At 40.6% G+C, this 13544-nt stretch carries 11 protein-coding genes; 9 read left to right on the forward strand and 2 right to left on the reverse strand.

The window, feature by feature from the left end; translation table 11 throughout:
* The first annotated feature begins 6 nt into the window (after window positions 1-6).
* The 6 genes from galT to qoxD all read left to right on the forward strand — a co-directional run bounded on the left by galT (window position 7) and on the right by qoxD (window position 7069).
* Window positions 7-1527 carry a UDP-glucose--hexose-1-phosphate uridylyltransferase gene (galT, locus tag ABVJ71_RS12240; RefSeq protein ID WP_353854252.1) on the forward strand — a complete coding sequence of 507 codons (1521 nt, stop codon included), beginning with the start codon at window positions 7-9 and terminating at the stop codon, window positions 1525-1527.
* A 4-nt stretch (window positions 1528-1531) separates the two neighbouring features.
* Complete coding sequence (locus ABVJ71_RS12245; RefSeq protein ID WP_353854253.1) at window positions 1532-2614, forward strand: aminopeptidase P family N-terminal domain-containing protein; 1083 nt, start codon at window positions 1532-1534, stop codon at window positions 2612-2614.
* Between the two features lie 513 nt (window positions 2615-3127).
* Window positions 3128-4084, forward strand: a complete 957-nt coding sequence (qoxA, locus tag ABVJ71_RS12250) for a cytochrome aa3 quinol oxidase subunit II (protein WP_353856653.1) — start codon at window positions 3128-3130, stop codon at window positions 4082-4084.
* A 27-nt stretch (window positions 4085-4111) separates the two neighbouring features.
* The gene (qoxB, locus tag ABVJ71_RS12255) at window positions 4112-6070 is read left to right on the forward strand and encodes a cytochrome aa3 quinol oxidase subunit I (protein WP_353854254.1); all 1959 of its coding nucleotides are present in this window, start codon (window positions 4112-4114) and stop codon (window positions 6068-6070) included.
* Window positions 6070-6687, forward strand: coding sequence for a cytochrome aa3 quinol oxidase subunit III (qoxC, locus tag ABVJ71_RS12260; protein ID WP_353854255.1), 618 nt, complete (start codon window positions 6070-6072; stop codon window positions 6685-6687). The genes qoxB and qoxC overlap by 1 nt, the downstream gene beginning before the upstream one ends.
* Window position 6688: 1 nt before the next feature.
* Window positions 6689-7069, forward strand: coding sequence for a cytochrome aa3 quinol oxidase subunit IV (qoxD, locus tag ABVJ71_RS12265; protein WP_353854256.1), 381 nt, complete (start codon window positions 6689-6691; stop codon window positions 7067-7069).
* 76 nt (window positions 7070-7145) lie between these two features.
* Here the strand turns inward: qoxD and ABVJ71_RS12270 are convergent, their stop codons facing one another.
* On the reverse strand, window positions 7146-7409 hold the full coding sequence (locus ABVJ71_RS12270; protein ID WP_353854257.1) for a spore morphogenesis/germination protein YwcE: 264 nt from the start codon (window positions 7407-7409) through the stop codon (window positions 7146-7148).
* A 476-nt stretch (window positions 7410-7885) separates the two neighbouring features.
* On the opposite strand from ABVJ71_RS12270, the gene ABVJ71_RS12275 reads away from it, so the two are divergent.
* Together ABVJ71_RS12275 and nfsA are read left to right on the forward strand one after the other, a co-directional pair.
* Window positions 7886-9097 (forward strand): FtsW/RodA/SpoVE family cell cycle protein, encoded by a 1212-nt coding sequence (locus tag ABVJ71_RS12275; RefSeq protein ID WP_353854258.1) that lies wholly within the window; start codon window positions 7886-7888, stop codon window positions 9095-9097.
* A gap of 116 nt (window positions 9098-9213) precedes the next feature.
* The gene (nfsA, locus tag ABVJ71_RS12280) at window positions 9214-9963 is read left to right on the forward strand and encodes an oxygen-insensitive NADPH nitroreductase (protein WP_353854259.1); all 750 of its coding nucleotides are present in this window, start codon (window positions 9214-9216) and stop codon (window positions 9961-9963) included.
* 360 nt (window positions 9964-10323) lie between these two features.
* On the opposite strand, the gene ABVJ71_RS12285 is transcribed toward nfsA, so the two are convergent.
* Window positions 10324-12747: a S8 family serine peptidase gene (locus ABVJ71_RS12285; RefSeq protein WP_353854260.1), complete on the reverse strand. Its 2424-nt coding sequence runs from the start codon at window positions 12745-12747 to the stop codon at window positions 10324-10326.
* Window positions 12748-13251: 504 nt separating this feature from the next.
* Between ABVJ71_RS12285 and ABVJ71_RS12290 the strand changes: the two genes are divergently transcribed.
* A complete protein-coding gene (locus tag ABVJ71_RS12290) occupies window positions 13252-13530 on the forward strand; it encodes a hypothetical protein (RefSeq protein WP_353854261.1) in 279 nt (92 codons plus the stop codon).
* Window positions 13531-13544: the final 14 nt, after the last annotated feature.

Consider the following 13544-nt stretch of genomic DNA (forward strand, 5'->3'; position numbering starts at 1 on the left):
GAGGGAATGGCAATTGATATTTTTGAAAAGCTTGAACAGTTAATTCGATACGGGATAGATACAGAGCTCATCACACCACTTGATACAGATTATGTGAGGAATCGACTGCTGGAGGTGCTTGGTCTTGATGACGCTGAGCCAAGAACGGTCTCAGGTGGTATCGAAATTGAAGAGATTTTGGCACCTATTTTAGATTGGGCAGTAGAAACAGGTCTTCTTCCTCAAGGAACAGATACGTATCGCGATTTACTTGATGCAAAAATCATGGGTTGTTTGGTGGCACCGCCAAGTGTGATTGAAGCCAAGTTTGAAGAGATACGTCTTCATGAAGGAGCAAAGGCAGCCACAAGCTGGTTCTATGAGATGCAAAAAAATGCACATTACATTCATACGGGCAGAATAGCCAAAAATGTTCAGTGGTTTACAACAACAGACGATGGTGTGCTGGAAATCACAATTAATCTATCTAAACCGGAAAAAGATCCAAAGGCAATTGCTGAAGCCAAGAAGCTCAGTCAAAAGCAATACCCTCTTTGTCTTCTCTGTAAAGAAAACGTTGGATTTCAAGGGCGAATCAATCATCCAGCTAGACAGAATCACCGTATTATTCCTGTTACGTTAAGAGAAGAAGCGTGGTATCTGCAATTTTCACCTTATGTGTATTACAACGAACATTGTATTGTGTTCAAAGGCGAACATGAGCCGATGAAGCTTACAAAAAAAACATTTGAACGCTTGCTTTCCTTTATATCAATCTACCCCCATTATTTCATTGGATCGAACGCTGATCTCCCGATTGTCGGAGGCAGTATATTAAGTCATGATCATTTTCAAGGCGGTGCTCATGAATTTCCGATGGCGAAAGCAAAAATGGAGGATATCTTTTCTCTTAAGGCGTTCCCAGAAGTGAAGGCTGGGATTGTGAAATGGCCAATGTCAGTCATTCGATTGCAAAGTAACATTCAGCAAGCTCTTGCAGACGCCGCTGGTTACATTCTAAAAAAATGGAAAACGTATTCAGACCAAGAAGTCAATCTGATTTCTCATACGGGAGATACCTCGCACAATACCATCACACCTATAGCACGCCGCCAAGGTGAAGCTTATGAATTAGACCTTGTGCTGCGCAATAATCGTACAGATGAACAACATCCGTATGGTATCTTTCATCCGCACGAAGAAGTACATCATATTAAAAAAGAGAATATCGGATTAATTGAAGTCATGGGTTTGGCCGTTCTTCCTGGAAGATTAGCAGATGAATTGAGCCAATTAAAAGAAGCGCTATTATCCAAGCAGCCTCTTGAAGAAATCAAAGTCCGCCCTGCCATCATGAAGCACGAAAGGTGGGCAAAGCGCATGCTCGAAGAGAAAACCTTCACAAAAGACAATGTAGAAACTATTTTACAAGAGGAGATCGGACACATCTTCTCTCGCATTCTCGCACAAGCTGGTGTGTTTAAAAGAACAGAGCAAGGGAAAACAGCTTTTAAACGTTTCATTCATACATTAAACACAGGCGGGTGATGAAATGATAGAACAAGTGAGAAATCTTATGAAAGAAAAACAGCTCGACGGTGTCCTTGTGCAAAAACGAAATAATTTCTCTTGGCTGACAGGAGGAAGAAGGAATCACATTGTTTTAAACACGCCAGAAGGTGTCTGCAAGCTGCTTGTGTTGAAAGATGACATTGTATTGTTTGTGAATCAAATGGAAGAAAAACGAATCATTGAAGAAGAAATGGCGTATGTCGATCACCCATTTCAAGTGGTGACGATGGATTGGTATGAAGAGGATGACACTTACGTTCATACATTCACGAAAGACAAACGAATTGGGGCAGATACACAGATGGAAGGGTTTGAATGGATTGAGGCAGAATTGTCTCACATTCGATCTATTCTCTCCCAATCACAGCTCAATCAATATGAGAGTCTTTGTCATCAGGCGGCGGTTATAGTAGAAACGGTTTGCAAAGAAATCGTTCCGGGTCAAACGGAGCACGAGATTGCTTCACTTGTGGCGCAAAAAGCAATTGCTCAGGGGATGACCATTGAGGTGCTGCTTGTCGCAACAGATGACCGCATTTATCAATACCGTCACCCCATTCCAACAGAGAAAGCCTTGCAAAAGCATGCGCTCGTTGTTCTTTGTGCTGAACGGCATGGACTCGTCGCCAACGTCACAAGGTCAGTTTACTTTGGGCGTCTCCCGAATGACCTTGAAGAAAACAAAGAACGGCTTGCGCGGATTGATACGGTCATGAATGCGGCAACACGTCCAGGAAGAACCATTGGAGATGTGCTCAAAGCAGGAATTGCCCAATATGAAAAAGAGGGTTTCCCTGACAGTTGGAAAAAACTTCACCAAGGCGGAAAGACGGGTTTTGTGTCCAGAGAGATCATTGCAGTGCCCTCATCAGAGGAGGAAATCCAGCTTCATCAGGTGTTCACATGGAATCCATCATTGCCTGGTTTAAAATCAGAGGATACAATAGTTGTAGAGAAAGAGGGAAATCGATGTTTAACTTATACCGGTAAATGGCCGTATATTGAAATCGAACATGAAGGTCACGTCTACAGACGGCCTGACATCTTGGTAAGACATGGATAAAACTGATCAGCCGGCGATAAGCTGGTTTTTTGATGAAATTCTGTAGTGATTCCACTCATTTATCACGATTACCAATTCTTACAACGCATAGGTCAGTGATCGAAGCTTTCTTTTCTCGTTAACTTGCGTTAAAATAAGTAAGGTTTTTGTTAAATACGGGATACCTATTTGGAAATTGTTTACCTAGATAAAATTTCATAAAGTTAAATTGAAATTTGACCAAACTTTTTTATTGTGGTAAACCTAAATTTGACAAAGTTCTTTCTTGTATGTCCTTTGCCTTCAACTCTCAACTTTTCAAATTCCTAGAAATTTATTGTTTATACAATAATATAAATTTATGTCGAAATTATGACACTTTAATAGAAATCTGTTAAAAAATAAATGAACTTTTTAAAAAAGGGAAGCTAACTTCTACAGATTTTGATAGCATTACAAAGGGAAGAAAAGTTTTCGAAGGCAGATGGCTTTTCACAATGATTCAGCAATTTATACATTATATAAGGAAGGATGGTGATCTTCTTGTTCAGAGCCATTAAACCTATGCTTTTATTCGCGATGCTCGTGAGTGTTTTTATATTAGGAGGTTGTAGCAATATTGCTGTTTTAGATCCTAAAGGACCAGTCGCAGCACAACAAAAAGACTTGATTCTCTTATCAATTGGATTCATGCTCTTTATCGTTGGTGCGGTATTTGTTCTATTTACCATCATCTTAGTTAAATACCGTGAGCGGAAGGACGTTGGAAACGCCTCTTATAACCCAGAACTACACGGGAATACGCTTCTAGAAGTTGTCTGGACAGTGATCCCAATATTAATCGTTGCTGCCCTTTCGATTCCAACTGTGAAAACAATTTATTCTTTGGAAGAGGCACCACAAGCAACAAGTCACAAAGATCCGCTTGTCATCTACGCAACAGCTGTCGATTGGAAATGGATCTTTAGTTATCCAGAGGAAAATATTGAAACAGTGAACTACTTAAACATTCCAAAGGATCAGCCGATTTTATTCAAAATTACTTCCGCTGATACAATGGCATCACTTTGGATTCCTCAGCTAGGTGGAGAAAAGTATGCAATGGCTGGAATGGAAATGGAACAGTACCTTCAAGCTGATGAAGTAGGCACATATGAAGGAAGAAACGCAAACTTCACAGGTGAGGGTTTTGCTCAGCAAAAATTCAAAGTCAATGCAATGACGCAGTCTGACTATGATCAATGGGTAAACAAAACGAAAAAAGAAGCACCGAAGTTAACGAAAAAAACGTATGACTACTTGATGCTTCCTGACGCTGCAGATGTGCAGACATTCTCATCAACACATTTATCCTTTGCGAAGCATGGAGAGGATTCTGAATACGCACTTCAAGCTCGCAAACGTTTAGGTTATGAAGCAGTTTCTCCGCATTCAAAAACAGATCCTTTCGAGAATGTGAAGAACTATAAAAGAAAACTAGAAAGTGAATAAACTGACTAAGGAAAGGAGGAGGCCGTTATGCATTTAAAATGGGATGAGTTTTTTGTAACTGGAGACCCATTAATTCTTGGTGCGCAAATTTCTATCGCTCTGACTTCCATTGCCATCATTTTTGTCTTAACATACTTTAAAAAATGGAAATGGCTCTGGAAAGAATGGCTTACATCAGTTGATCATAAAAAGCTAGGGATCATGTATATCCTTGCTGCTGTGATTATGTTCTTCCGCGGTGGAGTAGACGGACTGATGATGCGCGCACAGCTGGCGCTTCCTAATAATACGTTTTTAAATTCAAACCACTATAATGAAATTTTTACAACACATGGTACGATCATGATTCTCTTCATGGCGATGCCATTTTTAATCGGTTTAATCAACGTTGTTGTACCTCTTCAAATTGGTGCACGTGACGTTGCATTCCCGTATTTGAACAACTTGAGCTTCTGGACATTCATGGTCGGAGCTATGCTGTTCAACATTTCCTTCGTCATTGGAGGATCACCAAATGCAGGATGGACGAGTTACATGCCGCTCGCTGGAAATGACTTCTCGCCAGGACCTGGACAGAACTATTACTTGCTCGGGCTCCAAATAGCAGGTATTGGTACACTGATGACAGGTATTAACTTCATGGTGACCATCTTGAAAATGCGTACAAAAGGTATGACGCTTATGCGTATGCCGATGTTTACATGGACAACATTGATTACTTCTGTGATCATTGTTTTCGCATTCCCTGTATTAACTGTTGCTTTAGCACTTATGACATTTGATCGTTTATTCGGGACGGCATTCTTTACACTCGAAGCAGGCGGTATGCCTATGCTTTGGGCCAACCTTTTCTGGATTTGGGGACATCCTGAGGTATATATCGTCATCCTGCCGGCTTTCGGTATTTTCTCAGAAATCTTTGCGACGTTCTCGAGAAAGCAGTTGTTTGGTTACAAAGCGATGGTTGTATCAATTGTGGCAATCTCTGTTCTTAGTTTCATTGTGTGGGTTCACCACTTCTTCACGATGGGGAACAGTGCAGCGGTTAACTCATTCTTCTCGATTACAACAATGGCAATTTCTGTACCAACAGGTGTAAAAATCTTTAACTGGCTCTTTACAATGTATCGTGGACGTATCAGCTTTACATCACCAATGCTTTGGGCACTTGGTTTCATCCCGAACTTCGTTATCGGTGGTGTCACTGGGGTTATGCTTGCGATGGCAGCTGCGGATTACCAGTACCATAACACGTACTTCCTTGTATCCCACTTCCACTATGTATTAATCGCAGGTACAGTATTTGCATGTTTTGCTGGTCTTGTTTTCTGGTATCCAAAAATGTTTGGCTACAAGTTAAACGAAAGAATCGGCAAATGGTTCTTCTGGGTATTCATGATCGGATTTAATATCTGTTTCTTCCCGCAGTACTTCTTAGGACTGCAAGGTATGCCTAGACGTATTTATACGTATGGACCAGAGGATGGCTGGACTGCACTAAACTTTATTTCAACAATTGGTGCATTCATGATGGGTGTTGGATTTATCATCCTTTGCTATAACATTTACTATAGCTGGAGACACTCAAAACGTGAAGTGTCTGGAGATAGCTGGGGAGTTGGACGTACACTTGAGTGGGCGACATCTTCTACGATTCCGCCACATTATAACTTTGCAGCACTTCCAGAAGTGACAGCACCAGATGCATTTCATGTTTGGAAGCAAAACAATGTGGACGTTCACCCAGAAAAAGAATTTAAGAAAATTCATATGCCGCACAATTCAGGCAGACCACTGATTATGTCCGCATTCTTCGGACTTGGTGCATTCGGTCTTGTGTTCGAATGGTACTGGATTGGCGTAATCGGCTTAATCGGTGTATTTGCAACAATGATTTTACGTTCATTCGAATATGATGATGGCTACTATATTCCTGTTGAAAAAGTCATTGAAACAGAGAAAAAGAATAAGGAGGCGCAGAAGTAATGGGACATAATGATAGCAGTTACGCAAATGCCCCGCTTGAATATCAGTCTGAAACTGGACGGTTAAACATCCTTGGTTTCTGGATATTCCTTGGTGCGGAGATCGTGTTGTTCTCAACACTTTTTGCGACCTACTTTGTTCTTCATGGCAGAACAGCTGGTGGCGTGTTACCAGCTGAACTATTTGATATGAAGCTTGTATTAATCATGACATTTCTGCTATTGGTTAGTTCATTTACTTGTGGGATCGCCGTTCATGAGATGCGTCGTGGAAGTACAAAAGGGGTCGTCATTTGGACAATTCTGACGTTACTTTTAGGTGCAGGCTTCGTTGGCTTTGAGATTTTCGAGTTCTTCCATTATGTACATGAGGGTGCCTCTATCCATACAAGTGCGTACTGGTCTGCCTTCTTTGTACTTTTAGGAACTCACGGATTACACGTATCAATCGGTATTTTCTGGATTTCTGGTATTTTGTTCCAAATTAAAAAGCGTGGATTAACTCCACAAACAGCAGCGAAGATCTTTATTTCAAGTTTATACTGGCATTTCCTTGATGTTGTATGGATTTTCATCTTCACAGCTGTTTACTTGATTGGATTAGGGGGGCTTTTGTGATATGGCAGGAAAAACACATTCCTCATCAGAGCACGAACACTTCCCTTGGAAACATGTAGTCGGCTTCATCTTGTCCATTGTGCTGACAATCTTAGCATTTTGGATTGCTATTGGAGCTGAACTTGGCAGTGCCGCAAAACTTTGGATAATCTTTGGTTTTGCATTTATTCAAGCATTCTTGCAGCTTTTCATGTTCATGCATATGACAGAAAGCGAAAATGGAACTGTTCAAGTCGGAAATACATTGTTTGGTCTATTCTGTGCGATTATTTTCGTTATCGGATCTGTTTGGATTTTTGCGGCTCACTACAGCCACGGAGAGAACAGCAAAGACGGATATTCACCGTCTGCACCAAAGCAGTCTGAGCATTCAGGTCATTAATAAAAAACCACTCATCCTTGTAGATGAGTGGTTTTTATGATGGTATTGGTAACGCTTCCAATTGGTGGTGTTATGTCTATCTGCTGCTGAATCTTTTGCGAATGAACGGAAGACCATAGATGAGGAATGCAGCTATGTGAGCCAAGATGACATTTATCGCAAAGAATGCAATCATGAAGGTATGTCCTGCTGGAGATAAACTACTTGTCATGTAAAGTCCGAAGAAGACCCACATAATCATGATCGGTGGAATAGAAGCAATTGCAATTTTTCTGTTTTCTAGCCATAAAAACAGGGGTGTAGCCGATGCAATACATAGGTACGCAAAGAACATATCCATCGTATCCAACTCCTTTGTCAGTTGATGTTCAATTCAAATGAGAGGTCAGGATTCAATTGTGTCTGTTTTTAGGAGATATTGTGAACATTTTGTTACAAGTATTATACCACAATTGACATTGAAGTAAACTCAATAATTGGAAAATGGGTCTTATTCCATAGTAGATGTGTCTTTTATCATCAGATATCAATCCCATACGCTACCTTTGTGTTTGCCCGATTTTTCTCCACATAGATAATTGAATTTTCCCCTTAAAATCTGTAAAATGATCTTTTTAAAGGACTGAGGATCGTATCAAATAAATGAGGTAGAAGGAATTTATTCCTATTGTTAGAAGGAAAAGTCTTTCATTTTTGAAAAATGAATGGAACTTTTGGGGCTTATCCTCCGTCATATTTAAAGTGAGTTGCTTTTGTGAAAATTTAAATTTAATATAAATAAGGGCTTTTATGTTTTGTAATAAGGGTGGTTAGTTCATGAACAAGCAGAATACATCTCCTTACTATCAGGGAGATTTGATTTTTATATTTTTAGCGTTCTTTGCCATTAGTGTGATTGCCATTTATGCTGCTGGTCAGTTCGGACAGTATGGAACTAATGCTTGGACCAGACAGATTATTTACTACATGGTTGGTGTCATTTGTATTATTGCCATTAATTATTTTGATCTTGAACAATTAGAAAAGCTGAGCTTATATATTTTTATTGGTGGGATTCTGCTGCTGATCCTCCTTAAAATTAGTCCTGCGCAAATCGCTGGTCATGACTTTGCACCAATTAAAAACGGTGCAAAAAGCTGGTTTGTTTTACCAGGTGTTGGGACGTTTCAGCCTTCAGAGTTTATGAAAATTGGTTTAATCATGATGCTAGCATCTGTCATAGGAAAGTCGACGCCTAGAGGTAAGCGAACATTAGAAGATGATATTTTTCTTCTGTTAAAAATCGCTGGGGTATCTGTTGTTCCAGTTGGACTCATCTTCATGCAGGATGCAGGTACGGCAGCCGTCTGTATGTTTATCGTTATCGTGATGGTGTTTTTATCAGGTGTCAATTGGAAGCTTATTTCTCTGATTGGATCTGTCGTTGTGCTATTAGTCGCTGCAGTGTTAGCTGTGATCATTTTATTCCCTGATTTTGCGCAAAAAATAGGGATTCAACAGTACCAAATAAACCGGATTACTGCTTGGATACCGGACGATTCCAGCTCTGCCAACCAAGCGCAGACACAGGATGCCTCTGGGTCTGATAAATATCAAGTGGATCAAGCGATTATGGCCATTGGTTCTGGTCAAATCTTCGGTAATGGGATTAAAAATTTAAAAGTATATGTGCCCGAAGCCCAAACTGATATGATTTTTTCTATTATAGGAGAAGCCTTTGGTTTTGTAGGCTGTGCGTTTGTCGTAATTATGTTCTTCTTCCTTATATACCGGCTTGTCGTGCTGATTGACCGTATCCATCCCTACAGCCGATTTGCGTCATTTTTCTGTGTAGGATATACGGCGCTGATTGTGATTCATACGTTCCAGAATATTGGTATGAACATAGGTGTCATGCCTGTTACAGGCATTCCGCTTCTATTCATCAGCTTCGGAGGAAGTTCTGTTTTATCTGTATTAATTGGATTCGGCATCGTATATAACGCAAGTGTTCAATTAACAAAGTATCAAAGTTATTTATTTAAATAAAACAGGGAAAGGGCAGTCTATTCATAGGCTGTCCTTTTTAATGGAATGCGAGTTCTCATTTTTGAAAAACGATACACATTTGTCTTATGATAGAAGGAGTGAAGGAGGTCTACAAATTGAATAAAACGATAGAAACGATATTAAACCACCGTTCGATACGTTCTTTTACAGATGAACGTCTGACAAAGGAAGAGGTGCTGACGCTTGTCAAAAGTGCACAGGCTGCCTCGACATCGAGCAATGTGCAGGCGTATAGCATCATTGGCGTAACAGATCAGGATAAGAAGGCCAAGTTGGCTGAACTGGCTGGCCATCAGCCATACGTTGAGAATAATGGGCATTTGTTCGTTTTCTGTGCAGACTTGAAACGTCATGAGTACATTGCCCAAAAGGCAGGAAAGATTCATCAGGAGGCGCTTGAGAATACCGAAGCGTTTTTAATTAGTGTGATTGATGCGGCGTTAGCTGCGCAAAATGTCAGTGTAGCAGCGGAATCTATGGGGCTTGGCATCTGCTATATCGGCGGCTTGCGTAATCAGCTTGTAGAAGTCTCTGACCTACTTGAAACACCTTCTTATGTCTTGCCGTTATTTGGTCTAGTTGTAGGACATCCAGCCAATCAGTCGTCACAGAAGGAACGGTTACCGATTGAACTGATCTATCATGAAAATACGTATCAACAAGACGAAGCACATCTGGATCGCTATTTACAGGAATACGACGAACGAATGTCGAGATATTACGAAAAACGGACGAATGGCGAAAGAAAAGATACTTGGTCTGAGCAGATGATTCGAAGTTTTAGCCAACCAAAAAGAGCCTATCTTGATGATTTTGTAAAAGAGAAAGGCTTTAATCGAAAATAAATGTGACATCCCCCTTTCATCAAGCATTTGATGAATAAACGTATGTATTTAGCGCCTGCGCAGCCAATAAAAAGGTGTGAGCATCACCATGCTGAAAATAAAGAGGATGGTGACTAGCAAGCTTAATGGGTATATACATGTAATATGAATGGTCAGCTCACATGCTTGATGAAAAGGACGAGGCTGTTTTTCTTGCAAAAAAATGAGAAAATAAAGCAATGTCAACATAAGAAAAAAAGAAGTAAAAAAAGAAGCGATCCATAACAATATCAACATATGTGTACATTTCCTCCATACTGATAGAAAAGCCTTGATGAGCTAACACGCTCACACAAGGCTTTTTATGTGATTCTTGTTTATTCAGGGTAAAATTTCAAATGGTTCTTTCGTTTGAACTGTATCTGATTTTCCTTTCAGGCTGGCGTAGGCAAGTAATGTATATGCGCCAGCTTCTAGCTTTTGTCCTTGATTGATTGTGCCATTCCATTTAAAGCGCTGTTCACCTTTTTCGATGTTTCGATAAACACCAGCTTCTCCTAAAAACTCACCATCTGTAGAGTAGACGAGGAAAGCAAGGTTTTCAGCACCGCCAGGAAGATAGCTGTTAATGACAAAGCTTCCAGCACGATTGTCTGGCTCGACTGAAACAGAGGTTACACGCGGATAATCAGGTTCTTTGACAATCAATAACGTTGGGATTTCTGTGACCTTTCTACCGTTTTCGCGAATGGTGATACTGCCTTGGTAGGTTCCCTTCTTTATTGTTGCATAATTGACTTGTACAGAAGAATGGAATGTTCCAGTTGAGTTCCCTTTTACTGTGATTTTTTTCGTTCCGTTTGTACGAATTCCTTTACTGTCAAACTTGGCATCAATGGTATAGGTTTTCGGCGCTTTTGAAAGGTTTTCCACTTTGAATTTCTTTGACTTGGTCTGAATACCCTTTTCTTTTAAGAAAGTGCCGTAAGAGTAACTTGCGTCAGAAACGATCGATGAGGCTTGGAGTGATTCGATGATTCGAACACTGCCTGTTCCCTGTGTGTTGTGAGAGAATGGATTTCCATCTGCGTCAAACAGCTTTTCAGCCGTATTCATGAGAACCGCTTTGATTTGTTTTGTGGAATACGATGGTTTTGCTTGTTTGATGATCGCTGCTGCTCCGGCTACATGCGGTGATGCCATGCTTGTCCCTTGTTTAGAACCATATCCGTAAGGGTTAGATGAATTGTGAGTTGGGATCGTACTGACAATGCTAACGCCAGGTGCTGATAGATCTGGCTTCACCATCCACGTATCCACAACAGGTCCGCGAGATGAGAAGTCTGCTACTTGCTCACTCAGTTCTTTGACAAATTGAATGGAGAACGTTGTGGTGTTTTGCCCATCCTCAATAGCTTTCACAAGAGCTGTCCCCTCAGCTTTTGAGAGCTTAATGGTCGGTAGTGCAAGACCCGGCACATCAACTGAAATTTCCCCGTCGGTATTGTTATACATGACAACCCCGATTGCGCCAGCCGCTTTTGCGTGATCAACTTTATCCACAAAGGCGATTGCCCCACGCTCTATAACAGCCACTTTCCCTTTGACGTCAATGTGTTCGAATGCTTTTTCATCACCGATACCGGCATTGACGAGCGTGACTTGTTTTTGGTCAAGTGCTATTAAATCACTTTCTTGATAGTAGCCCATTATTTTTGCGGAAGAATAATTCGGGAATTTCACATTGTATAGATTGTAAGGAAGCTGAGTTGCTCCAACAGAAATAGCTTTTCTTGATGTACCAGGCGAACCAACTGTCCAGCTGTTAGGACCGTTGTTTCCATTTGATGTGACGGCAACAACGCCTTCAGACATTGCCCAATCGAGTGCGGTGCTTGTAGCATAATCAGGGTTATTGACACTGTTTCCAAGAGAGAGGTTCATGACATCTGCCCCATCAGTGACAGCACGGTCGATACCAGCAAGGACATTCTCAGTTGTACCAGAACCACCTGGTCCGAGTACACGGTATGCAAGGAGGGTAGCATCTTTTGCGACACCTTTCAATTGCCCATTAGCGGCAATGGTTCCTGCGACGTGAGTGCCGTGATCTGTTGATTCGCCTCTAGGGTCTCCTTTCGGTGTCTCTTGCGGTGAATAATCATGATCTACAAAATCATAGCCTTTGTATAAACCAAAGTTTCCTTTTAAATCAGGATGGGTATAGTCTACTCCTGTATCAATGACAGCGACTTTGACCCCTTTTCCTGAATAGCCGGCATCCCATGCTTTAGGAGCACCGATGTATGGAGCGCTTTTATCCATAAGTGGAGATACATCCTCATTTGGGAGCTGAATGCTTTCCTTTTTGACTTCATCTGTCTTATATGTAACATCCGGATAAACAGCTTTTACGCCTTCAACTGCAAGCAACTTCGGGATTTCATTTGCAGGGAGTTTCATAGAGAAGCCAGAGAAGACTTTTTCATATTCTTGGTGAACGCTGGCTTTATTAAGTATTTTTAGTGCGTTCTTCTTTACTTTTGTTCGAGATTTTTTGAGGGAGGCTTTCGTTTGTGCTTCGCCTTTTTGCTTGGCTTCAACTAAGGACTTTTCCTTTAATTCAACAATGACAGTGGTATATTTTTTTGAGTTGACATTGATTTCGCCGAAGATTTCCGCCTTCTCTAATTCCACCTTTTTATTAGATGGAGCGGCGATAGCCTGTTGACCTGCAAAGAATGTGGATAAAATAAAAATGGTGGAGAACAATAGAACAGAAGAACGAGAGATTCCTTTTTTCAATTCATTTTCCCCTTTCTAATTGTGGATTTAGGGAGATAGCCTTTCTTTTTTGTGGATAAATAGGAAAGATTCACTGCCCATCATTAAGTATTCAATAAGATGAAAACAATTCCTTTACTAAAATGGTCTTATTTTACATAGTCGCAAAGAATTATTTTGTTTATAAGCTCTTACTTATGCACAGCTAGTTGTTAATAACTCAATCATTTGAATATATATATGGAAAATAAAAATGATATAGATACAAAATCTAGTGAAGGTATGTTGATATGTGGATAAACTCTGTTGATAAGATGTGCTTATCTTTGGGATAGTATGTGAATAATATTTACATAGAAAAAATCATCGAACATGATGAACTTCTGCACTTTTCAACAAAACTTCTGAAAACTAGTTGGTTTTTTCACCCAGATTGTGACAAACATTTCGTTTTTCTCGGGATATGATAGGAGCAGTTGTTTTGCTAGAGCTGCTAGATTCTAAGAAATGTGGAGGGATGTTCTGTTGAGAAAGCTGAAGAACTGGTTGAGTGTATGGTTTGGGTTGATGATGCATGTGCTTGTGAATCCTGGTTTGATGGTGAACAAGCAGGGCTTTGCATTTTTCGTGGCGGATGCTAAGTCCTCTAAAGTGGTGAATGAGGTACAACAAGAGAAGATGGCAGAAGAAAAGATGGAGATGCGCAGGACCTATATGCTGCTTGGTAAAGGGTTGATGCTGCTGCATGAAAAGACCACAAAAGAGGCGCGTGCTGGTCCGGTCTTACCTTTACAGAAGAGGTGAAACAGGGTAAAATC

The organism is Bacillus sp. Bos-x628, from assembly GCF_040500475.1.
In the GTDB taxonomy this organism is placed as follows: domain Bacteria; phylum Bacillota; class Bacilli; order Bacillales; family Bacillaceae; genus Bacillus; species Bacillus maqinnsis.

What these genes read in the sequence shown, in the direction of transcription:
- ABVJ71_RS12275 (WP_353854258.1), top strand. Translation starts at nt 7,886, where the DNA reads ATGAACAAGCAGAATACATCTCCTTACTATCAGGGAGATTTGATTTTT.
- galT (WP_353854252.1), top strand. Translation starts at nt 7, where the DNA reads ATGGCAATTGATATTTTTGAAAAGCTTGAACAGTTAATTCGATACGGG.
- ABVJ71_RS12245 (WP_353854253.1), top strand. Translation starts at nt 1,532, where the DNA reads ATGATAGAACAAGTGAGAAATCTTATGAAAGAAAAACAGCTCGACGGT.
- qoxD (WP_353854256.1), top strand. Translation starts at nt 6,689, where the DNA reads ATGGCAGGAAAAACACATTCCTCATCAGAGCACGAACACTTCCCTTGG.
- ABVJ71_RS12270 (WP_353854257.1), bottom strand. Translation starts at nt 7,409, where the DNA reads ATGGATATGTTCTTTGCGTACCTATGTATTGCATCGGCTACACCCCTG.
- qoxC (WP_353854255.1), top strand. Translation starts at nt 6,070, where the DNA reads ATGGGACATAATGATAGCAGTTACGCAAATGCCCCGCTTGAATATCAG.
- qoxB (WP_353854254.1), top strand. Translation starts at nt 4,112, where the DNA reads ATGCATTTAAAATGGGATGAGTTTTTTGTAACTGGAGACCCATTAATT.